This is a genomic window from Acinetobacter sp. 129952, assembly GCF_056642055.1.
This window is the reverse complement of the sequence record NZ_JBWVSU010000008.1, coordinates 1-22,138: the sequence shown is the minus strand read 5'-3', so window position 1 is coordinate 22,138 and position 22,138 is coordinate 1. Positions and strand designations below refer to the sequence as shown.

Annotated in this window: 17 protein-coding genes and 1 rRNA gene; 7 read left to right on the top strand and 11 right to left on the bottom strand. The window is 45.8% G+C overall.

All coding sequences use genetic code 11. The annotated features are described in order from the left end of the window. Positions 1 to 5: 5 nt before the first annotated feature. The 5 genes from parC to AC1IR0_RS10155 all read right to left on the bottom strand — a co-directional run bounded on the left by parC (position 6) and on the right by AC1IR0_RS10155 (position 6,660). A complete protein-coding gene (parC, locus tag AC1IR0_RS10175) occupies positions 6 to 2,225 on the bottom strand; it encodes a DNA topoisomerase IV subunit A (protein WP_005108435.1) in 2,220 nt (739 codons plus the stop codon). A 164-nt stretch (positions 2,226 to 2,389) separates the two neighbouring features. Then, positions 2,390 to 3,709, bottom strand: coding sequence for a niacin transporter NiaP (gene niaP / locus AC1IR0_RS10170; protein ID WP_004281032.1), 1,320 nt, complete (start codon positions 3,707 to 3,709; stop codon positions 2,390 to 2,392). A 129-nt stretch (positions 3,710 to 3,838) separates the two neighbouring features. Then, positions 3,839 to 4,483 (bottom strand): trimeric intracellular cation channel family protein, encoded by a 645-nt coding sequence (locus AC1IR0_RS10165; protein WP_004644893.1) that lies wholly within the window; start codon positions 4,481 to 4,483, stop codon positions 3,839 to 3,841. 61 nt (positions 4,484 to 4,544) lie between these two features. Continuing rightward, positions 4,545 to 5,009, bottom strand: coding sequence for a YchJ family protein (locus AC1IR0_RS10160; RefSeq protein ID WP_184412829.1), 465 nt, complete (start codon positions 5,007 to 5,009; stop codon positions 4,545 to 4,547). Between the two features lie 73 nt (positions 5,010 to 5,082). Further along, positions 5,083 to 6,660 carry a TerC family protein gene (locus AC1IR0_RS10155; RefSeq protein WP_253159510.1) on the bottom strand — a complete coding sequence of 526 codons (1,578 nt, stop codon included), beginning with the start codon at positions 6,658 to 6,660 and terminating at the stop codon, positions 5,083 to 5,085. A 332-nt stretch (positions 6,661 to 6,992) separates the two neighbouring features. On the opposite strand from AC1IR0_RS10155, the gene AC1IR0_RS10150 reads away from it, so the two are divergent. Then, a complete protein-coding gene (locus AC1IR0_RS10150; RefSeq protein ID WP_004732555.1) occupies positions 6,993 to 7,613 on the top strand; it encodes an LOG family protein in 621 nt (206 codons plus the stop codon). Positions 7,614 to 7,679: 66 nt separating this feature from the next. On the opposite strand, the gene AC1IR0_RS10145 is transcribed toward AC1IR0_RS10150, so the two are convergent. Then, a complete protein-coding gene (locus AC1IR0_RS10145) occupies positions 7,680 to 8,654 on the bottom strand; it encodes a hypothetical protein (RefSeq protein ID WP_225553512.1) in 975 nt (324 codons plus the stop codon). A 153-nt stretch (positions 8,655 to 8,807) separates the two neighbouring features. Next, the gene (locus AC1IR0_RS10140; protein ID WP_409655612.1) at positions 8,808 to 10,625 is read right to left on the bottom strand and encodes a choice-of-anchor I family protein; all 1,818 of its coding nucleotides are present in this window, start codon (positions 10,623 to 10,625) and stop codon (positions 8,808 to 8,810) included. Positions 10,626 to 10,802: 177 nt separating this feature from the next. Between AC1IR0_RS10140 and mdtD the strand changes: the two genes are divergently transcribed. From mdtD to AC1IR0_RS10110, 6 genes are all read left to right on the top strand, one after another. After that, positions 10,803 to 12,194, top strand: a complete 1,392-nt coding sequence (gene mdtD / locus AC1IR0_RS10135; RefSeq protein WP_409655609.1) for a multidrug transporter subunit MdtD — start codon at positions 10,803 to 10,805, stop codon at positions 12,192 to 12,194. 66 nt (positions 12,195 to 12,260) lie between these two features. Beyond that, positions 12,261 to 13,046: a glycoside hydrolase family 25 protein gene (locus AC1IR0_RS10130; protein WP_005248452.1), complete on the top strand. Its 786-nt coding sequence runs from the start codon at positions 12,261 to 12,263 to the stop codon at positions 13,044 to 13,046. Between the two features lie 52 nt (positions 13,047 to 13,098). Continuing rightward, positions 13,099 to 14,115, top strand: coding sequence for an MBL fold metallo-hydrolase (locus AC1IR0_RS10125; RefSeq protein ID WP_409655606.1), 1,017 nt, complete (start codon positions 13,099 to 13,101; stop codon positions 14,113 to 14,115). Positions 14,116 to 14,135: 20 nt separating this feature from the next. After that, entirely contained in the window at positions 14,136 to 15,191 is a 1,056-nt protein-coding gene (dinB, locus tag AC1IR0_RS10120) for a DNA polymerase IV (RefSeq protein ID WP_005248454.1), read from the top strand. A 222-nt stretch (positions 15,192 to 15,413) separates the two neighbouring features. Beyond that, positions 15,414 to 16,724 (top strand): shikimate transporter, encoded by a 1,311-nt coding sequence (gene shiA, locus AC1IR0_RS10115; RefSeq protein WP_174894107.1) that lies wholly within the window; start codon positions 15,414 to 15,416, stop codon positions 16,722 to 16,724. Next, on the top strand, positions 16,714 to 17,070 hold the full coding sequence (locus AC1IR0_RS10110; protein ID WP_005101539.1) for a RidA family protein: 357 nt from the start codon (positions 16,714 to 16,716) through the stop codon (positions 17,068 to 17,070). The genes shiA and AC1IR0_RS10110 overlap by 11 nt, the downstream gene beginning before the upstream one ends. A 53-nt stretch (positions 17,071 to 17,123) precedes the next feature. On the opposite strand, the gene AC1IR0_RS10105 is transcribed toward AC1IR0_RS10110, so the two are convergent. The 4 genes from AC1IR0_RS10105 to rrf form a co-directional block, all read right to left on the bottom strand. Further along, entirely contained in the window at positions 17,124 to 17,672 is a 549-nt protein-coding gene (locus AC1IR0_RS10105; protein WP_004732580.1) for a DUF2726 domain-containing protein, read from the bottom strand. Between the two features lie 398 nt (positions 17,673 to 18,070). Further along, the gene (locus AC1IR0_RS10100; protein WP_005265472.1) at positions 18,071 to 20,479 is read right to left on the bottom strand and encodes a YgiQ family radical SAM protein; all 2,409 of its coding nucleotides are present in this window, start codon (positions 20,477 to 20,479) and stop codon (positions 18,071 to 18,073) included. A 222-nt stretch (positions 20,480 to 20,701) separates the two neighbouring features. Then, positions 20,702 to 21,895 carry an MFS transporter gene (locus AC1IR0_RS10095; RefSeq protein WP_005264013.1) on the bottom strand — a complete coding sequence of 398 codons (1,194 nt, stop codon included), beginning with the start codon at positions 21,893 to 21,895 and terminating at the stop codon, positions 20,702 to 20,704. A gap of 152 nt (positions 21,896 to 22,047) precedes the next feature. Further along, positions 22,048 to 22,138: ribosomal RNA gene (gene rrf / locus AC1IR0_RS10090) — 5S ribosomal RNA — on the bottom strand; the annotation flags it as partial.

Here is a 22,138-nt window from a genome sequence, read left to right as displayed (position 1 = left end):
TAGTCTTATCTTTGAATCAACAGTTTATTTGCTTTTTGATATCCGCGTGGTAAAAGCTGTCCTTTTGCACCGCGCTTGCCGATATATTTACGCAAATCATCCCCTTTTAATTTTAACTGCTGTTGTCCTGCAAGCACTTGAATTATTTCATCAAGCTTCAATATTGTCATGGACAAAATTTGTTCATCATCTTCAAGTTGTATCAATTTATTTCCTTTACCTTTGTTCAATACAGGTAATTCTGTTAAATCGACAATCAACAGGCGTCCTGCTGAACTGAGCAGTGCAACATGTGTGGCATCTTCGAGTGGCTGCAGGTTCATGACCTCTGCCCCTTCAGATAAATTCAGGAAAGCTTTCCCGGCTTTGGCACTAGTATCCAGCTGCTTGGCCTGGGTTTTAAAGCCATAGCCTTTGTTGCTTGCTGCTAGAATTTCAGTTTCATCCTCTGCCACCAGAACCTGTTTAAAACCCACTCCGCTGCCGGGAGACAGTTTTGAACTGAGCGGTTCGCCCAGACCACGCGCAGACGGCAACGTATTGATGGCCAAGGCATAGCTACGCCCAGTGTCATCTAATACATAAACGCGTTGGTTGGATTTGCCCTGTGCATGACTCAAGTACTGATCACCGGCACGGAAATTCAGATTTTCTGCATCGACTTCATGACCTTTGGCACAGCGAATCCAACCTGCCTCTGATAACACCACTGTTACAGGATCGGCCGGCAACATTTCATTTTCATTAATTGCCGCCGCTTCAGCGCGCTGCACGATTGGCGAACGGCGATCATCACCAAATTTCTTGGCATCGTCTTTCAGTTCAGCAATGATCAGGTTTTTTAAAGATTCCGGATTGGCCAGTTGTTCACGAATCACTGCTGCTTTCGCTTCCAGTTCTTCCTGCTCACGGCGCATTTCCATTTCTTCAAGCTTGGCCAAATGACGCAATTTCAGTTCCAGAATCGCTTCGGCCTGAATCTCGTCAATATTAAAACGCTGCATCAGTACCGGCTTGGGCTGATCTTCTTCACGAATAATCTGAATCACTTCGTCAATATTTAGATAAGCAATGATCAGACCACCAAGAATATGCAGGCGTTTTTCGATCTTGTTCAGATGATATTGCAGACGACGCGTTACCGTGGTTTTACGGATCTCAATCCATTCCAGCAAAATACGACGAATCGATTTCACCTGTGGACGGCCATCGGCACCAATCATGTTCATATTGACACGATAACTGGATTCCAGATCGGTGGTGGCAAACAAGTGACTCATCACCGATTCGGCATCAATACGATTCGAACGCAGAACAATCACTAAACGGGTTGGATTGGCATGATCCGATTCATCCCGTACATCGCTGACCAATGGCAGTTTTTTGGCCTGCATCTGATCGGCAATCTGGGTGATAATTTTGGAACCGGACACCTGATAAGGCAGTTCCGTGATGATAATTTCGTTTTTATCGACGCTATAAACCGCACGCATGCGATAACTGCCACGACCTGTGGTTTGAATTTTTAATAGTTCAGCAGGTGGGGTGATAATTTCGGCTTTGGTCGGCAAATCTGGCGCAGGAATATATTCTGCGATTTTTTCATCGGTCAGGTTCGGATTACGAATTAGCGCAATCGTCCCTTTGACCACTTCACGCAGGTTATGCGGTGGAATGTCTGTGGCCATACCGACAGCAATACCAGTGGTGCCATTCAGCAAGATGTTCGGTACACGTGCCGGCAAGTTCACCGGTTCTTTCATCGAACCGTCAAAGTTGTCCTGCCATTCACAGGTGCCCTGTCCCAGTTCAGACAGTAATAGTTCACTGTACTGGGAAAGCTTGGCTTCGGTATAACGCATCGCTGCGAAAGACTTTGGATCATCCGGTGAACCCCAGTTGCCCTGCCCTTCAATAAACGGGTAACGATAACTAAAGGGCTGTGCCATCAGCACCATGGCTTCATAACAGGCCGAGTCACCATGCGGATGGTATTTACCCAATACGTCACCAACAGTACGTGCCGATTTCTTCGGTTTGCTGGTCCATTTCAGGCCCAGCTCACTCATGGCATAGACAATCCGGCGCTGTACCGGTTTCAGGCCATCGCTAATATGAGGGAGTGCCCGATCCATAATCACGTACATGGCGTAATTCAGATAAGCTTGTTCGGTAAATTCTGCTACGGAGCGGTTTTCTGTCGCATGATGCGCAAGGCTTGTCATAACAACCTATAGTCCTAAATAATTCGTTTTTGTATCAATGTTTCTTATGCTAAGTCGTGGCTGTAGATGACACAAGGGCATCAAATCGTTCAGCGCGACAATTTGTGTCTTATGGCCTAAAAATATCCACTTTATAGGCCCTAAGCAACTAAAAATTCATTCCTTTATAAGCCCATCGATTCCAGGGTCTTGCCTTTGGTTTCTTCACCCAGGACCAGAATCACAATCGCGACAGCGACCAAAACTGCCGTAAACATGGTAAAGACATAGCTGAAACCGTTTGGCATGCCCATCAGATGGGTTACTGCAAAAGGTGCCGCGATACCGCCAATCCGGCCTACTGCACCAGCCCAGCCTGAACCAAAGGCACGGATATTGGTCGGATATTGTTCCGGGGTATAAGTGTAGAGCACGCCCCAGGCACCCAGATTAAAGAAGGACATCAGACAGCCCCAAATCACGATTTCAGTAACACTACCCGACTGGCCAAAGAAATAGGCCGAGATCGCGCACATACCGATAAAGCCGGCCAGAGTCGGCTTACGACCCAGCTTTTCGACCAGCCATGCCGCCACCAGATAACCGGGCAACTGCGCTAGAATCATAATCAGCACATATTCAAATGACTGGACAATGCTATAACCTTCTTTGACCAGTAAACTTGGTAACCAGGTAAAAATGCCATAATAAGAGAAAATAATACCGAACCAGATCAGCCACAGCATAAGTGTACGGCGCGCAAAGATACCCGACCATAACTGGGAAAATGAAATATTCTGCTTCTCTGCGACTGGTTTTACTTCAAAAATTTCATAGACTTGAACGCCACATTGACGCTCAATCTTTTTGACCAGTGCCGAAGCTTCCTCTATACGACCACGGTTAATCAGGAAAGGAATAGATTCCGGTACCATTTTCCAGATCACGATGGCATACAGCGCAGGCAGACCACCGATCATGAAAGCAGTTTGCCAGCCAAAATCAGGAATAACAAAGCGCGACACCAGCGCCGCAACCAGCCAGCCCAATCCCCAAAAACTTTCCAGCAAGACAATAAAACGACCACGTACATGCGCAGGAATATATTCACTGACCAGCGTCACAGCCACGGGTAACTGACCACCCAAGCCCAAACCGACAATAAAACGGAATACCAGCAGCCAGGTCAGATTCGGTGCAAAAGCGCAGGCTGCCGTGGCCAGGCTATAAATGACCAAGGTCGCAGCAAAGACTGTTTTTCGGCCAAAACGGTCTGCCAGGCCACCTGAACAAATCGCCCCGATTGCCATGCCGACAAAACCGATCGACACCACCCAGCTTTTTTGATCGGCAGTCATCTGCCAGTCTTCGGCCATTTTGGCCAGGATAAAGGAAATCAATCCGGTATCCATCGCATCAAACATCCAGCCCAGTCCAATCACCACCAGCAAGGTGTAGTGAAACCTACCAATCGGTAAGCGTTGTATGCGAGAAACTAAATCCATAACAAAAATCTCTGATCAGGTGGAACGGGAGATGCTGCTTTCTCAACAGGTGGGCTGCTTTGTATTTTTTATACTACGAATTGAGCTGAATGCGGCTATTTTTATTGCCGCACTTTATACATTTAAAAATTAAGATTCGTCTTTGGAAGATGCCGAGTGCTCATCATCATCTTTATAAATGAATTTTGGCATTTCCAGACCAAAATAGATGGCGATCAGACGTAAGCTAAAACCAAAAATCAGGGTAGACAAAATGGTCAGATCCTGCGACAAGCCGTAGTGGCTACAGAGCCAGTAAAAGATCACTGAAACAAAGGCAATACTGGCATACAGTTCACGGCGGAACACCAGCGGCACGTCATTACATAAAATGTCACGCAAAATCCCGCCAGACACTCCGGTCAAAACACCCGCGACGGCGCTGACCACAAAACCATGTCCCATTTCCAGGGCAATCTGGCAGCCAATAATGGTAAAGCCAATGAGCCCCAAGGCATCCAGTACCAGGAAGACATTACGTAACTGTCGCATCCATTTGGCAATCAGGATGGTGACGAAGGCGGCGCAACAGGTCAGGACCAGATATTCGGGATGTTTGACCCAAGTCAAGGGATAATGTCCGAGCAGAACATCACGGACCGAACCACCGCCCAGTGCCGTGACACAGGCAATAATCATCACGCCAAACCAGTCCATGCTGCGCCGGCCAGCGGACAGTGCCCCGGTCATGGCTTCAGCGGTAATTGCAATAATATAGATGACGGTCAGTAACATCGCCCTGCTTCCACCTGAGGCTATGAGATGGCGGCTATTCTAAGCTAAATCTGTGTGAAAGTTATAAGAATCCGGCACAACATTGCTTAAATTTTTTCCCCGAACCACAAATGCAGGCCTGTTTCATGGTGATGTTATGGTCTGTAGTCGGATCCAGAAAATACCAGCGACCTTCAAACTTCACAAAATGCGAAGCTTCATGATGCACCTGTGCCTGCTTGCCATCATGATAATGTGCCTTAAACTCGACCAAGGCATGATTTTTATCTAGTTTTTCATTGGCTTGAACAATTTCAAGCTTTAACCATTGATTGGCTTTACTCCATTCACTAATTGCCTGCAGGTCCAGCGCTTGTTGCTGACCCAGCGCAGTCGTGGTTTTGATGTAATCGATTTCATGCTTGGCGAAGGCACTATAACGGGAACGCATGAGTTGCTGCGCAGTCTCTGCGACCCGTTGTCCTGCATGTAAGGGCTGACAACAGCTGTGATATTCGCCTTGTCCACATGGACATGCTTCTGACATTTCAGTTCCATAAAAATAGCCCGACAATGCGGGCTATTTTAGCAAACTTTACAGGCCAAACATTGGCTAGAGTCTAGTCCTGTGCAGGAAGCTGCGGAATGATATGCACTTTGTCGATCTTATGACCGTCCATGGTGACGACTTCAAAGATATGCCCGTCTGCTTCAAACTTTTCACCACTATGCGGTAAACGTGCCATATGGAATAACACATAGCCAGATAAAGTTGAATATTCTTCGGTTTCATTGACCAGATCACGATCCAGCAATAAGGAAACGTGACGAATATCGGTAGAACCATCCAGAATCAGGCTACCATCTTCCAGGCTTTCTGCGGCGGCTTGCAGCTCATCTTCATCCGGGAATTCACCAGCAATCGCTTCCAGTACATCAATTGGGGTGGCAATCCCTTCAATCGAACCATATTCATTCAGGACAATCGCCATCTGCAATGGAGCCTGACGCAATTGCTCCATCACCATCAGTACCTGGGCATTTTCATGCACGATCACCGGTTCACGTAAGTGCTTTTCAAAATCCAGCACCCCGGTTTCAATGTATTCATTCAGGACTTTATGGGTCAGTACCACCCCGGCAATATTGTCCAGTTCACCACGTGCAACGATCAGACGTGAATGACTCATCTGCAATAACTGTTCTTTGATACTTTCAGCATCATTGTCCAGATCAATCCATTCTAGCTCAGGACGCGGTGTCATCACTGATTTGACCGGACGTTCAGACAGACCCAGTACCCCCTGTACCATGACACTATGATAGATGCCATTGTCATCATTAAAGACTTCATCGGCAAAGGCACGGGTTGCCAGAACATCTTCCGGTTCAGAAGAATCATTGTCCTGAGCAGGTTTACCACCCAGCATCCGCATCACTGCTGAAGCAGTACGGTAGCGCATATCCGTAGTAGTCACCATTTTTTCCTGATTGCGTTTCATGGTCTGGTTAATAAATTCGACAATCACCGAGAAACCAATCGCAGCATACAGATAGCCTTTCGGAATATGGAAACCGAAGCCTTCGACCACCAGCGAGAAACCGATCATCATCAGGAAGCCCAGACACAGAATCACTACGGTCGGATGCCTGTTGACGAAATCCATCAGGGCTTTGGATGCCCAGAGCATAATCCCGATGGCAATAATCACGGCAATCATCATGACTGACAGGTCTTTGACCATGCCAACCGCAGTAATCACACTGTCCAATGAGAAAACGGCATCCAGCACCACGATCTGGACAATCACCATCCAGAATACTGCATGGACCGGATTTTCTTCTTTGATGACCGGTTTGGCTTCCAGACGCTCATGCAGTTCCATGGTGCCTTTAAACAGCAGGAACACCCCACCAAACAATAGAATCAGATCTCGACCTGAGAAAGCATGATCAAAAATATGGAACAGTGGATCAGTCAGAGTGACCACCCAGGCAATCGAGGCCAGCAAGATCAAACGCATTACCAAGGCCAGCATTAAGCCCACAATCCGCGCTGCATTACGCTGTTCGGGTGGCAGTTTCTCCGCCAAAATGGCAATAAAAACCAGATTGTCGATCCCGAGTACAATCTCAAGAACAATTAATGTGAGTAAGCCGACCCAGGCTGAAGGGTCCGACATCCATTCAAAGATCATACGCTTGGCTCCTGAAACTCAGGACTGCAGCATTGAATGAACCGAGACTGTAATGAAACAGCATAATATTTTTGATATTGAACAATACCAATTACTTGACGGCGATTTATAGAGTTACACGGCCAACTACCACTACCCATTTTCGTTCTATTGTTGTGAAACCAATTTTTAGTATAGCAAGATCAAATCGAAATTCACCCTTTTTCATGGCTGTTTATCGATGAATTTTGCCTGGCTGTAATGCAGTGAAAATGCAGCTGCTCACAGAATTGTCATATTTATTAATTAAGCTAGAGTCACAAGAAAGAAAAATGATAAGGTGAAGAAAATAAATGCAAAGCGTAATTCAAATGACAGATTATTTTAAAGACAACTCCCCAAAAACAACTCGCCCTCTAGTGGCACTCTATTGTGGTTCACGTGCAGGCAACAAACCGGTTTATTTAGAAAAAGCCATTCATCTCTCGCAAGGACTGGCAGAACATGGTTTCGGGCTGGTTTACGGTGGCGCCAGTATTGGCTTGATGGGACAGGTCGCGGATGCCATGATCCAGCATGGCGGTGAAGCTGTAGGGGTGATTCCTGAATTTATGCTGGATTATGAAATTGCCCATAACCAGCTCACCGAATTACATGTGGTGACCAGCATGCATCAACGCAAGGCTATGATGGCCGAGCGGGCCTGTGCCTTTGTGGCATTACCGGGTGGACTGGGCACGTTTGAGGAAATTCTGGAAATTGCCACTTGGGGTCAGCTAAACCAGCACCAGAAACCGATGATGCTCTATAACGTGAATGGCTTCTATGATGCCTTGATTGCACAGCTGGACCGTGCGGTCGAAGATGGTTTTTTACCGCCACAGCATCGCGCCAAACTGATCATTTGCGAACACGAAGAAGAAATTTATACAACTTTAACTAATTTAGGCCATCCGCAAAGATTTGTGGTTTAAACCATTCCAATTAAGAAAAAAGCGAGCACCTGGCTCGCTTTTTTATTGGATTTTTAATATCAGGACTTATTGACCATAATTCGTCACAAAGTCATAAAACATCGGCAAAGTCGTTGCCAGAATGACCGACATGGCCAGACCGAACATCAGTTTCATGGCATCTGCACTGACATTGCGTGACGTACGATGTTTGTTGACTTCATCCAGAATCATCGACATGGCAAATTCACGACCTGCAAGTAATCCCAGGAATACCCAAGTGGTACTCATTGGAATATTGCTCCACTCTTTGAAGATCAACAGGATAATGGCATACAGGAAGTCGATAATCGTCGCAGCACGAATGTCGGTCACACCGGTTTTGGTATCGACAATTTTCTGGATGGCCCCACCACGTTGATACAGAATCACGCCCAGCAACACTACGAATACCGCAATCGCAAACATCAGGAATTCAAACGGTACCTGACGCGGCACATACACGAAGATGTTAGCCAGATCCTGAATCAGCCATTGACTCCACAGGAAACCGGTAGAAACCCACTGCAAGCCCATCCAGACCTTGGAGTGCTCCTGATGACGTGTCTTAGCAAAATGCCGTGCCAGCTGCTTGACCACAAAACGATAGATGACAATCGCTACAATAAAGGCGACGGCATAGCCCATCATCGATTTGACCATCATCGAGCCTAAGCTGGCGGGAGAGAAAATCGTAAGCACCAGGAAAGTGGTACTGACTGGAATCCCGTATTTGGTCAGCATCAACAGCAGAATTGGCGGCACAATGTACAGCCAGGTAATGCCACCTTCAGGGAAAGGAATCGTTTCTAAACGACCGTATGAGGCATCACCCACCCCAGATGCATACCAACCATAGACCAATACGACAATTAAAATTGAGCTGATATAAATCCACAACACCCACCATGGGCGATGTGAATTCGAAGAAATAAATGTCCCTAGGGTTTGAGGTACATCATTTCCGACAATAGAGTAAGCGGCCAAACAGAAGCCGATCACCATCAAAATCTCGATTGTCATAAAAACAAACCTATACGCGAGGAGATTTCAGCACTGCTGAAAAGTTGGCCCAAGATTATGACGGTTTTATTTCATTTTAATGACAAAAATGTCATATATGCGGTCACCTTACAAAAAAGAGCACCGAAGTGCCCTGAGTCTAAAAGCTTTTGGTTACTTGAGATTTAATTGATAAATCGTGGTGCTGCCACTGACTTCATGGCCGACCACCAGGAGGGGTTTCTTATTCGGGGAGTCTTTGGCGGGGATAAATACCAAACCTTCCGGTCCTAAATCACCGGCTTGTCCCATTTCAATCTGCGCTGTGGTTGCTTTAAAATCACGTGAATTAATATATTGCACGAAGATTGGTGATGCAGGTGTAGACACATCATAGACCATGATGCCACCGACACGCTCCAGCCCAATAAAGGCAAAGGTTTTTTGACCAATCTGCCCCAAGGTCACCCCTTCAGGTTCCGGCCCTTTATTGTCACTGCGATTATCCAGTCCGGCTTCTTCATGATTAAAGTTGAAAATCTCAGGATGATGTTTGGCAATATACTGCTCAAACTGATCGCCCGAATCCCATACCAGTTCTAAACCGGTCTGCTGATCATTTTCCACCCAGATACTGACCGAGCGTGTACCAAAGCTATATAAATGATCATAGACCAGATTGCCCCGTTCATTCAGTTTGGCTGTACCATCGGCATTTTTTTGATAGCCTTCGGTCCACGTAATATTTAAACGGCCCAAAAGATGATCTTCACGGCAGTCTTTGGCATCCCCTACAATAGCACCGCAGTAGGCAAAGTTAGTTGGATTGAGTTCTGCACCTTTGGCCAATACCCGAAGATGGGCTGGTAAATCATCGCCCAGACGGCGGTCAAAACCTTTGGCATGGACCAAGTGTTTCACCCGCCATTCTTCTACAAAGCCCTGGCTGGTATCGTTATTGAAATATGCAGGATTGTTTTCACCCCAGGCACGGGCATCGCCTTCATTGGCAGACACAATATAGGTTTTGCCGGCGACCTCAAAACTTGCAATCGCATCTGGCATATATAAGCCTCGGACATTGGCCCAAGTTTGAATATTGATTTTGCCTTTACCGTCGACACCATCCACATCGCTGACATCCATACCATGACCCTTCATGCCATGATCTTTAAAGCCAAATGGATAAACAGCGAGTACTTTGGCAGAAGCCACATCAATTTTGGCCAAGGCATTGTTTTCCTGTAAGGTAACCCAGGCGGTTTTTCCATCTTTTGAAACAGTGATGTACTCAGGTTCAAAATCCTGAGCTGCGCTGGCCTTTGGTCCGAAAATGCGGATGCCCTGTTCACGCAATGCTGCTTCCCGTCCGTTAAAGGCTTTAAAGTCTGCTGTACGAACGATCGGGGCTTTTAAATTGGCCAGATTAATGACAGACACCGACCCTTCAGGGTCAACCTGATAATCATCAGAAGGCTCGCCTTCATTGGCCACCAGCAAAGTTTGACCATCCGGTGTGAAAGTCAGCATGTCCGGCAAGGCACCCACCTGTACGTGGGCCAACTTGCTCAGGTCTTTGGCCTGATATAAAGCAATATAGCCCGGGTCAGTTTTCACAGCAGCCTGAATCGCAATGGCGACGATGCCATTATGTACTGCGACACTGTTGACCTCAGCCTCTGGCGCAATGTCATTGACCTTGATGGAACTTATTTTTTTCGGCTGATCAGGCTGACTTAAATCCAGCACATCTAATACGCCTTCTTTGGCATTGACCACGAATAGGCGTTGACTCTCGGCATCAAAGGATGGAATTTCTGCTGCACTTTGCGCAAACACACCCGATTCATAAGCCGACAATTTGCTTAACTCGATCGAGTTCGGTGTAGCCTCGACGATTGGAACCGGTGTTTCATTTTCATTCTCACTTCCACATGCCACCATCCCCACAGCCAGCATGGCCACTATCAAAGACTTTAATTTTAATTTCATTTTTTTGTTGATCTATCATGAAGAATTCGTGACCAATTTATAACCAGAGCATTGCAGTGCCATGACAGATCGGTTGCAGTTCCTTGACACAACACCGCATAAAAGTTGAAACGCTTTATATACGACAGACTCGGCTGATTCCTTTAAACTATTCAAAATTTTCAGTTTTCCAGAATTATGAATGCCACGCCTACGCATCAAGCCTTAGATCCCGAGTTTAGATTGTTGGTCTTGTTGGTCTCGATTGGCTTTTTCATGCAGGGGCTGGATACCACCATTATTAATACCGCCTTACCTGCAATTGCCCAAAATTTGCAGGAAGATCCGCTACGCATGCACAGTGTGGTCGTGGCTTATGTGCTGTCTGTGGCGGCCTGCATTCCCTTAAGTGGCTGGCTGGCAGACCGGTTCGGGGTCAGAAATACCTATTTTGCTGCGATTATTATTTTTTCTTTCGCCTCTTTGGGCTGTGCCTGGTCAAGTAGCCTGAATGAATTATTGGTGTACCGGATCTTTCAAGGGATCGGTGGTGCATTATTGCTGCCGGTCGGCCGGTTGGCGATGCTAAAGATCATTCCCCGTACCCAGTTTCTGGCCGCCATGAGCCTGATGAGTCTGGCCGGCCTGATTGGTCCGTTGATTGGACCGACCCTAGGTGGCTGGATGGTCGAATATCTGTCCTGGCATTGGATTTTCCTGATCAATTTGCCGATTGGCTTGCTGGGCGCACTGATTACCTTTAAGGCCATGCCGAATGTACTTGAACCTACAGTCGCTCGCTTTGATTATTGGGGCTTTATCTTGCTGGTCGTGGCCATGGTGGGCCTCTGTCTGGGAATTGAAAATTTTGCCAGTCCACAAAACTCGCTGTGGTGGAGCCTGAGCCTGATTCTAGCCGGTTTATTGGCCACCCTGGTTTATGCCTATCATTCGCATACGCATAGCAATGCCCTGTTTCGCAGCCGGCTGTTTAAAAATAAAATTTATGCGATTGGCATTTTGGGTAATTTCTTTGCCCGTCTCGGCGGCAACTCGATTCCGTTTTTATTGCCTCTGATGTTGCAAGTCGCATTCGGTTTTGAACCTTTTATTACCGGTTTATTGATGATTCCGACTGTGCTCGGTTCGCTGGCCTCCAAACCGATTATCCGCAACATCATTCAGCGTTTTGGCTATCGCCGTGTCTTGCTGGTCAATACTTTGCTGGTGGGTCTGTGTATTACCAGTTTTGCCCTAACCACAGCGGAAACCCCTATCTGGCTCCGTGCGATTCATTTCTTTATCTTCGGCATTTTAAATTCACTGCAATTCGTGTCGATGAATACCCTGACCTTAAAGGACTTAAGCCAGCAGGATGCCAGTAGCGGCAACAGTTTCCTGTCGATGATCATGATGCTGTCGATGAGTATCGGGGTGGCACTGGCAGGAACACTGGTAAACATGCTGAGTGCCTATTACGGCGCTGACAATCTGGTGGCTGCTTTTCATATGTCACTGATCTGTTTAGGCTGTATCAATATTATTGCAGCCTATATTTTCTGGCATATTCCTAAAAATACCCCGGTTTGATGCGATATATTCACTTTTGGCTGATTGTAAGTTTTAGGCTAAATCACATATAGGCAAGGACTGAAGATGCAAAAAAATCAGGCTCCGAACAGAGTTAATAAATCGCTCTTGATTGGGCTTGGCGTGCTGATCACTGTGATCGCTAGCGCCATGGTCTATCTCTGCCTGATGAAAGCACCCTCTGCCCATGCGGCCGATTACCCAATCCAGGGTTTTGATGTATCGCATCATCAAAAAGAGATTCAGTGGCAGCAGATTTCGCCTGAAAAATACCGATTTGTTTATCTGAAAGCCACTGAAGGCGGCGACTTTAAAGATACCAAATTTCAGGAAAACTGGCTCAAGGCCCGGGAACGCGGCTTTCTGGTCGGTGCCTATCATTTCTACCGGCTCTGCCGCGATGGCAGCATTCAGGCCCAGAACTTTATTGACTCCGTCCCCAATAAACCGGATGCCTTACCGCCAGTGATTGATCTGGAATATGACAGCAACTGTATCAATACCTATTCTAAAGAGCAGCTTTTAAACGAAATTCAGGTGATGCATGATGTCCTGAAAAAGCATTATGGCAAGCAGCCGATTTTCTATATTTCTAAAGCTTTTTATAATATTGTACTGACAGGATATTTTCCTGATGTACCGCTCTGGGTACGTGAGTACAAGGGTCTGCCTGATCTAAAAAACCAGCCTAAATGGATGTTTTGGCAACATACCAGTCAGGGTAAAATTTCCGGCATTACCACACCAGTAGACCTGAATGTTTTTTATGGCTCAGAACAGCAATGGGATGATTTTCTCAAGAAGAATGAGATTGTAATACCTTCATCTGAGAATCAAGAGAAACAAAGCTGATCGCCTGAAAATAGGTTCTTTATAAAAACAAAACAATAAGGAAATAAAAAGATTGAAATGGATAAAAGGCGTTTTACTCGGTTTGGTAATTCTTCTCTTGCTCATCGCGTGTACACTGGCTTATCTGTTGCAAGCTTCGGGCAAGGTTAGTGACTTTAAAGCGTGGCAGCCGCAAACCGGTACATCCGTTCATGGTCTCACCGTTAATTTTTTTGGTGTGTCCACCCTGTTACTCGATGATGGCCACGATCAGATCCTGATCGATGGTTTCTTTGGCCGGCCATCTTTGTGGCAAGTACTTAACCGCCCTATTCAAAGTGACAGGCTACTCATTGAACAACTGGTGCAACACCATGAATTGAGCCGAACCCAAGCCATTCTGGTCAGTCACTCGCATTATGATCATGTTCTGGATATACCGGCCTTACTGGAGATGCTTCCCGAAACTGCTATCGTCGGTTCACCGAGCACACTGAATATCGCCCGGGCAAATCCCAAAGTTACTCCACAGCAATTACAGCTGGTTAAGCCTTGGCAAATACAGCAATGGGTCCATTTCCAGATCACTGCCATTCCCTCACAACATACCCCGCCTACAGCGGTAAATGATGATTTAGGCGAAGAGCTGCTGCAGCCTTTCACCCTTCCGGCTAAATTTTCCGAATTTAAGGAAGGTGGCAGTTTCGATTACCTGATTGAGCATGCAGGACATAAAATTCTGGTCAAGGCCAGTACCGGATTTATTCCAGAGCAATTGCAGCATCTGAAAGTCGACACCCTGTTTTTAGGCATTGCCCAGCTTTCCAGACAATCCGATGCCTATCAGCAGCAATATCTGGCTGAAACCCTGAACCTCCTCAAGCTCAAAGTGGTGATTCCGGTGCATTGGGATGATTTTTTTCAGCCGTTAAACCAGCCGCTGCAATTTTTACCCCGTCTTGCCGATGACACTCCAAAAAGTTTGCAACTTCTGATTCAGGCTGCCGAGACACAAGGGACAAAAGTCATTCTGCTCAGCGGACCGCAACCCTATTTACTCAACTCAGCCTTCGCTTCCCAATCCGATTAAAGCCCCTTAAGATAGCGAACATGCGCAAAATTATTCATCTCGATATGGATGCCTTTTATGCCTCGGTAGAGCTGCGTGAACGTCCAGAACTGAAAGACTTACCTGTGGTGATTGCCTCGCATCATCCTCGGGCGGTGGTCGCGGCTGCCTCCTACCCGGCACGGGTTTATGGCCTGCGTTCTGCCATGTCCATGGGGCAGGCGCGCAAACTATGTCCTCAAGTTATCGTGATTGAGCCGGATTTTGCCAAATATCGGCAGGTATCGGCACAGATTCATCAGATCTTCCAGCAATATACTTCCCTGATTGAGCCACTGTCTCTGGATGAAGCCTTTCTAGATGTCACAGAAAATTTAAAACAAATCCCAAGTGCTACCGAAGTCGCCATGCGAATTCGCGAGGATATTTTTCAAGCCACCGGATTAACCGCTTCTGCTGGTGTAGCACCCAACAAGTTTCTTGCCAAAATTGCTTCGGACTGGCACAAACCGAATGGGATCTGTGTGATTAAACCTTCGCAGGTACAGCGTTTTATCCAGGATCTGCCACTAAAAAAAATTCCCGGCGTCGGTAAAGTCACTCAGGAAAAACTGAAAAGCCTGAATCTAGAAACTTTAGGCGATTTACAGCAAATCGATGAAGCCTTACTAATTCAACATTTTGGCAAATATGGCCGGCGGCTATTTTTGTATGCTCAAGGCATTGATGAACGACCGGTCGAAGTGGAACGGGAACGCCAGCAAATTTCCAAAGAAACCACTTTTGATGATGACCTGCATCTGAACCAATGTCGCCCCTATTGGGAGCCTTTACTTGGACAAGTATGGCAAAGCCTGCAAAAGAAACAGCTTTCGGCTCGCGGCGTTACGGTCAAATTAAAACTCAAGAACTTTCAGGTGATGCAACACAGTAAAAGTTTTAAACAGGTGCTGCGTAGCCCACAGGAATTAGCCCAAGCCTTGGACTTACTGCTCGACGACCTGCATATTGCCCCGCAGATGCAATTCCGGCTGATCGGTGTTGGCGTGTATCAGCTCAGCGTCCCCGAGACTGAAACCCAGTTATTGCTGCTCTAAACCTTTTTTGATCACGTTTTAGGCATCAGTTTAAAAATACGGCAACTTTGTTTTTACATTTTGATTTTTTAGAGTACTCTATCTGCGCAATGCATTATCCATGTATGTGCTGAGATGCTGAAAATCACCTTTACTTTCAGCATGCTGTCCTGTGATTAGCGTGACGATCAAATCCGAATATTACAGGGCAACTCTGATGTAACTCATGGAATCCCCTCCTGCATGTCTTCTGTAAATTCTTCTATTGTTCAAGAACAACGCGCACGTAAAGCTGCGCTATCTAGTTTTGTTGGTGCTGTTGTCGATTGGTATGATTTTCTCCTTTACGGCATTGTTGCAGCCTTAATTTTTAAAGATCAGTTTTTCCCTAGTATTGGCGAGAACATGGGCACCCTGGCGGCACTAGCCACCTTTGGGGTCGGCTTCCTGTTTCGTCCTTTAGGCGGTGTGGTATTTGGTCACTTTGGTGACAAGCTCGGCCGTAAAAAAATGCTGGTACTCACGGTAATCCTGATGGGAATTTCCACGGTCGGGATTGGTCTACTGCCAAATTTCGAGGCAATTGGCTGGTGGGCTCCGGTGCTGTTGGTGTTTTGTCGAGCCTTGCAAGGCTTTGCTGTCGGTGGTGAATGGGGCGGCGCAGCTCTGATGGCAGTTGAAAATGCACCCAAGGGTAAAAAAGCCTTTTATAGCAGTGGCGTTCAGGTCGGCTATGGTGTTGGCTTGGTATTGGCCACCGGTGCAGTGTCGATTATTATTGCGACACTGGGTGAAGAAGCCTTTGCCGAGTGGGCATGGCGTATTCCCTTTCTGGCCAGTATCGTATTGTTAGCTGTAGCGATGTGGATTCGCCGTGATCAGGATGAATCACAAGAGTTTGTAGAAAAGGTGGTGAAAGCAGATCATCAGCCAGAAAAGCTGCCGATCTTGCAGGCCATCAGTAAACACCCTAAAGCTTTCTTCTATATCATTGCTTTACGCTTGACCGAATTGCTGACCATGTATCTGGTCACCAATTTCGCCTTGAACTATTCGACCAGTAATCTGGGCATGGACAAACAGTTCTTCCTGAATATTACCTTGATGGTCGGGGCCATCAGCTGCTTCAGTATTCCCTTCTTTGCCTGGCTGGCAGATAAATTTAATCATCAGAAAATGTGTGTCTGGGGTGGTTTGATTGGTGCGCTTTCAGCTTTTCCCTTCTTTATGGCGCTCGATGCACAAAACACCTGGATGATCATTATGGGGGCAATTTTACTGGCGAACGTTGCCCATGATATGGTGGTCAGTGTCCATCAGCCGATTTTCACCTCATTGTTTGGCACCGAATACCGCTACAGCGGTGCCGGAGTTGGCTATCAGGTGGCGAGTATCATTGGTGGTGGTTTTACCCCATTTATTGCAGCGGCACTGGTGATTTGGGCAGATGGTTCATGGCATTATGTAGCCATCTATCTGGCGGTGGGTTGTCTGCTGACTGCATTGGTCGCAGCCCTGATGCCCAAAACTCAGGATGAACAACATGACAGTTGAACGTTTACACGTATCGAAACGCTTTTCGGAAATTGCCATTGCCGGTAATCTGGTGCATCTTGCCGGCCAGCTGGCCACAGATGTTGAACTGGATATTAAAGGGCAAACCCAACAGACTTTAGATATTATTGACCAGTTTCTGGCAGATGCCGGCACAGACAAAAGTCACATCATGTCGGTAACCATCTATTTGAAAGACATTGAAAAAGATTATGCAGCCTTCAATGAAGTCTGGGATGCCTGGGTCGCTGATATCGAAGCGCTGCCTCGTACCTGTGTAGAAGCAAAACTCTATGATCCACGGGTATTGGTCGAACTGACTGTCGTGGCGGTTAAACCGGAATAATGTTTCAAGATCGGTACTCATAAAAAAGCATGCTTCTGGCATGCTTTTTTGTTTTAGCCCACAGCTTTGATTTTACTGCGCTCTAAATCCGAATATAAATAATATTTTTTCAGATCATTGCTAACTGTATATTTGGGCATTTTCTGCATTTGGGCTTGCTCCTGCAAGAAGTCCTGGCGCAACTGATAATATTCCGGCACATCATCGTAACGAATTACCCGATAACCTGCCATGGTTAGTAATGCATCCTGAAAACCCGTCTGCTGGGGACGCTTCAAAATTAATGGGTCATCTACTCCCACCACGGCTAGAATCTGGTGCTGCTGATCCAGAATTACAAAATCTGCAGTCAGGTTGCGGTACTTATGTCGAGTCCGGTTAAATTTAGTCGTCATTAAGGCATCATAGGAAACATGTGCCAAAATGATGTATTCAGGTAATACTTCCCTCAAACGGGTGAAGGTCAATTGCTCATTCAGGTTAAAAATAGCACGTTGCTTTAACGCACTGTCTTGTGGTTTGGAATTATTTCCGAGCTTTTTCCATGCCATGAGCACGACACAGAAGAGCAGGAAACTCCCAATCATAATATAGGTGGTCATGCCTAAATCCTTGAATTCTTATAATCATTTTTGTTTTATTGTTGTGCAGTATAAACCCACGCTTTATTTTAAATAGATATAACAACCAATCTGTTTAAATACCCATACAACTGGTATCAAAACTCGATTCTGTGTTACCTAAAGTGACATCTCTCTAGATGCCAATGAAAGTGGATTTAAAGTACTGATAATGCACTCTAAAACATCCATGGAATTGACCGCAATACATATCTGCCCAACTGTAGGACAATTCCGACAAAGTGTTATTTTTATATCACTTTTTTAAAGAATTTAATTCAAATAATATATTCTTTTACACTTTCAACTGACAAGCTCAGGCTACGTTACTTTACCCAAGAGCTAAAAAAAGACACCGAAGTGTCTTTTTATTAAATTAATTATGCACGTGATTTGGGCTTCGCTTTAGGCTTTGGCCCACCAAACGGTTTTTTGGCATCGCCTGTTTCACGTGGTGGCAAACCGGTGTGCTGGGTCAGAATTTGCCCACGTTCAGGACGTTTCTTGGTATTTGAAGGACGTGACTGAGCTTGTGCAGCCTTGCTACGATTCCCTTGCTCACCGGTACGTTTTTGCGAATCACCTGCAACCGTCGAGTTTTTCTTACGCGCCGATTGATACTGACCGTCTGTACTGCCTGCAGGCTGATAAGTCGGAATCAAATGCTGTTTCGAGTTACCAATCAAATCCTGACGGCCCATTTCTTTCAGGGCTTCACGCAATAACGGCCAGTTGTTTGAATCATGATAACGCAAGAAAGCTTTGTGCAGACGACGACGTTTCTCACCTTTCACAATGTCGACATTTTCAGTATAACGCGCCACTTTCGCCAGCGGGTTTTTACCAGTGTAGTACATGGTAGTTGCAGTCGCCATTGGTGAAGGATAGAAGGTCTGTACCTGATCGGCACGGAAACCATTCTTCTTCAACCAAATCGCCAAATTCATCATGTCGTAATCGGTAGTTCCCGGATGCGCCGCGATGAAGTAAGGAATCAAGTATTGTTCCTTACCGGCTTCTTTACTGTAACGATCAAACATTTGCTTGAAGCGGTCATAGGTACCAATACCCGGCTTCATCATTTTATTGAGTGGACCTTTCTCGGTATGTTCAGGCGCAATTTTTAAGTAACCACCGACATGATGGGTGACAAGTTCTTTGACATATTCAGGGTTTAAAACCGCAAGGTCATAACGTAGGCCTGAACCAATCAGAATTTTTTTAATGCCTGGTAAAGAACGTGCTTTACGATATAACTGCGTCAATGGCGCATGGTCGGTATGCAGGTTTTGGCACACGCCCGGGAATACACATGACGGTTTACGACAGTTCTTTTCAATCTCAGGATCTTTACATGCCAGACGGTACATATTGGCTGTTGGGCCACCCAGGTCCGAGATAATGCCAGTAAAGCCTGGAGCCGTATCACGGATTTTTTCCACTTCACGCAGAATCGATTCTTCAGAACGGTTCTGAATAATACGACCTTCGTGTTCTGTAATCGAACAGAAGGTACAGCCTCCGAAACAGCCACGCATGATATTCACAGAGAACTTGATCATGTCGAATGCCGGGAAACGTGCATTGCCATAAGCAGGGTGCGGCAGACGTGCATAAGGCAGGTCAAACACGTAATCCATTTCTTCGGTAGTCAACGGAATTGGCGGTGCATTCAACCAGACATCACGTTCACCATGCTTTTGTACCATAGCACGCGCATTTCCCGGATTGGTTTCCAGATGCAGAATACGGTTGGCATGTGCATAAAGCACTGGATCTGCAGCAACTTCTTCAAAAGCAGGCAAACGGATTACGGCCAATTCACGCGGCGGTAACTTATGTTTAATCGCTTTAGAAGCCGGTTGCAGTTGCACAATTTGCGTATCAGGATCTAGGTCATCCCCTGCTCGCACAATCGGATTGGCGACATGTTCTTTTTGGAAACCTTGATACTGGCTAGAATCCTTCCCTTGTTCAATCTCACAACCATCGATATCTTCAGTCATGACATACGGGTTAATAATTGGATCAACACGGCCAATGGCATCGACATCATTCGATGCAATTTCAACAAATTTGGCTTTAGAGGCACGGTTGTGTTTATTCACAATGAACGCAGTACCGCGAACATCAGTAATCTCGTGAATTTTCTCGCCACGTGCCAGACGATGCATAATTTCAGTGATTGAGCGTTCCCCATTACCGTACATCAAAAGATCGGCTTTTGAATCCATCAATACTGAACGACGGACTTTGTCTGACCAGTAATCATAATGCGCAATACGACGTAAGGATGCTTCAATACCGCCCAATAATACCGGTACATCCGGATAAGCTTCACGGACACGCTGGCAATACACGGTTGCCGCACGGTCTGGACGTTTGTTTGGCTGATTGTCTGGTGAATAGGCATCATCAGAACGGATTTTACGGTCAGCCGTATAACGGTTGATCATAGAATCCATATTCCCTGCTGTTACACCCCAAGCAATATTCGGTTTACCCAAAACGCGGAACGCATCCACGCTGGTCCAGTCTGGCTGTGCAATAATGCCGACACGGAAGCCTTGTGCTTCTAGCGTACGACCAATAATGCCTGAACAGAAAGACGGATGATCGATATAAGCATCACCACAAACTAAAATAAAATCACAGCTGTCCCAGCCGAGTTGATCCATTTCCTCGCGTGACATCGGCAAAAATGGCGCAGGGTCAAAACAAGACGCCCAATATTTGTCGTAATCAAACAACGCTTTTGGCGCAGTCTGCATGGTATAAGCAGTAGACATGGCTAGCAATTCTCGGCTGGCAGATGATAGGAGATCTAAAAATAAGATCAAAGATGAAAGCCGATTATTTTACCATGAATCGGCCCTAGCTTGCTTGATTATAATTTATACAAAATCAGAGACTAACTGAATCACGCTCTATTTGTCACTTGAATCTAAAGTTTAAATATTTCAAAAAAGAAATTGATTCTATTTATGAGGAGGAAAGCTTGGAAATAATCTCTAATTTGAACGGAGTTTTAAACTGAATGACAAACCCGTCAGTAATAACGCGGCAATAAACACAGTTAATCCTATCCAGCCATAATTTTCCCACACCAATCCGCTTGAGCTCCCCAACACACTTGAACCCAAGTAATAGCAAAATAAATACAGCGACGAACCGACTGCCCGATACTGTAACGACTGGATCGACACCCAGCTACTGGCGGTAGAATGGGCAGCGAAGAAAGAAAAAGTAAAAATCAGCAATCCGGTAAAAACAACAACCAACTGATTGATCAGCATCAGCGACAAGCCCACAAGCATCATCAGGATCATGGCTGCCAATATTCTAAATTTTCCGTAATGCCGCCCCCAATGTGCTGCTCGAGGGGAACTATAAATGCCGGCCAAATAAGTAATCGAAATCACACCAATCCAGACATGAGATAGCTCAAATGGCGCTTGGATCAAGCGATAACTCAGATAATTAAATACCGAGACAAAGCAGCCCATCAAGATAAAACCTTGCAGGAATAAAACCCGAAGTTTTGGATCAGCGAGATTGTGTCTAAATGAGTTTTTAAAACGATTCAGCTTGATTGGATAGGCTTTAAAATGTTGCGAAGCGGGTAAGAGGTAATAAAATAAGCCTGCAATACAGAGATTTAAAATACCAATCAACAAAGTAGCAGATTGCCAAGAGATAAAATCAACTAAAACTCCGGCAATTAAACGCCCTCCCATACCACCTATCGCTGTGCCAGAAATATATAAGCCCATGGCAAAACCGATATCTTTTTCTGCAATTTCTTCCCCGATATAAGTCATCGCGACTGCTGCGACACCACTGACTGTCAATCCAATCATTACTCGTGTGGTCAGAAACACGGACCAGATCGGCAATATTGCACTTAATAGTAATAATACTGAGACTGAAAATAGAGACCAGACCATAATCGGCTTACGACCGAATCGGTCTGATATTAGTCCAGTAAAAATCAGGCCAACTGCCAAGGCAATGGTAGAAAAAGATAAAGGGAAACTGCTTTGAGTCGGGCTGACCTGGAAATAATCAGCCAGAATCGGCATCATCGGCTGTACGCAATACAGTGATGAAAAAATGGCAAAGCCAGCAAGGAATAAGGAAAAAAGCACTGCTTTAAAAGCAGAAGAGCCATATTCAATATGGCTTGAAGATGAATTTGAGGACATATCCGCTCCATAGACCGGTTCAGTATACGCCTCTCAATTTTATTTTTATGTGATGTTTCAGTCGAAATAGCACATAAATAACATTTATTTGACTAAATTCCACGCATAAAAAAATCCCCCTCTGCCTTGGCAGAGGGGGATTTCGAATAATGAGCTGGCGATGACTTACTCTCACATGGGTAACCCCACACTACCATCAGCGCTAAGAGGTTTCACTTCTGAGTTCGGGAAGGGATCAGGTGG

Bases quoted from the DNA above. Each gene is read 5' to 3' on its own strand.
- parC (WP_005108435.1), bottom strand. From the start codon at position 2,225: ATGACAAGCCTTGCGCATCATGCGACAGAAAACCGCTCCGTAGCAGAA.
- niaP (WP_004281032.1), bottom strand. From the start codon at position 3,709: ATGGATTTAGTTTCTCGCATACAACGCTTACCGATTGGTAGGTTTCAC.
- AC1IR0_RS10165 (WP_004644893.1), bottom strand. From the start codon at position 4,483: ATGTTACTGACCGTCATCTATATTATTGCAATTACCGCTGAAGCCATG.
- AC1IR0_RS10160 (WP_184412829.1), bottom strand. From the start codon at position 5,009: ATGTCAGAAGCATGTCCATGTGGACAAGGCGAATATCACAGCTGTTGT.
- AC1IR0_RS10155 (WP_253159510.1), bottom strand. From the start codon at position 6,660: ATGATCTTTGAATGGATGTCGGACCCTTCAGCCTGGGTCGGCTTACTC.
- AC1IR0_RS10150 (WP_004732555.1), top strand. From the start codon at position 6,993: ATGCAAAGCGTAATTCAAATGACAGATTATTTTAAAGACAACTCCCCA.
- AC1IR0_RS10145 (WP_225553512.1), bottom strand. From the start codon at position 8,654: ATGACAATCGAGATTTTGATGGTGATCGGCTTCTGTTTGGCCGCTTAC.
- AC1IR0_RS10140 (WP_409655612.1), bottom strand. From the start codon at position 10,625: ATGAAATTAAAATTAAAGTCTTTGATAGTGGCCATGCTGGCTGTGGGG.
- mdtD (WP_409655609.1), top strand. From the start codon at position 10,803: ATGAATGCCACGCCTACGCATCAAGCCTTAGATCCCGAGTTTAGATTG.
- AC1IR0_RS10130 (WP_005248452.1), top strand. From the start codon at position 12,261: ATGCAAAAAAATCAGGCTCCGAACAGAGTTAATAAATCGCTCTTGATT.
- dinB (WP_005248454.1), top strand. From the start codon at position 14,136: ATGCGCAAAATTATTCATCTCGATATGGATGCCTTTTATGCCTCGGTA.
- shiA (WP_174894107.1), top strand. From the start codon at position 15,414: ATGTCTTCTGTAAATTCTTCTATTGTTCAAGAACAACGCGCACGTAAA.
- AC1IR0_RS10110 (WP_005101539.1), top strand. From the start codon at position 16,714: ATGACAGTTGAACGTTTACACGTATCGAAACGCTTTTCGGAAATTGCC.
- AC1IR0_RS10105 (WP_004732580.1), bottom strand. From the start codon at position 17,672: ATGACCACCTATATTATGATTGGGAGTTTCCTGCTCTTCTGTGTCGTG.
- AC1IR0_RS10100 (WP_005265472.1), bottom strand. From the start codon at position 20,479: ATGTCTACTGCTTATACCATGCAGACTGCGCCAAAAGCGTTGTTTGAT.
- AC1IR0_RS10095 (WP_005264013.1), bottom strand. From the start codon at position 21,895: ATGTCCTCAAATTCATCTTCAAGCCATATTGAATATGGCTCTTCTGCT.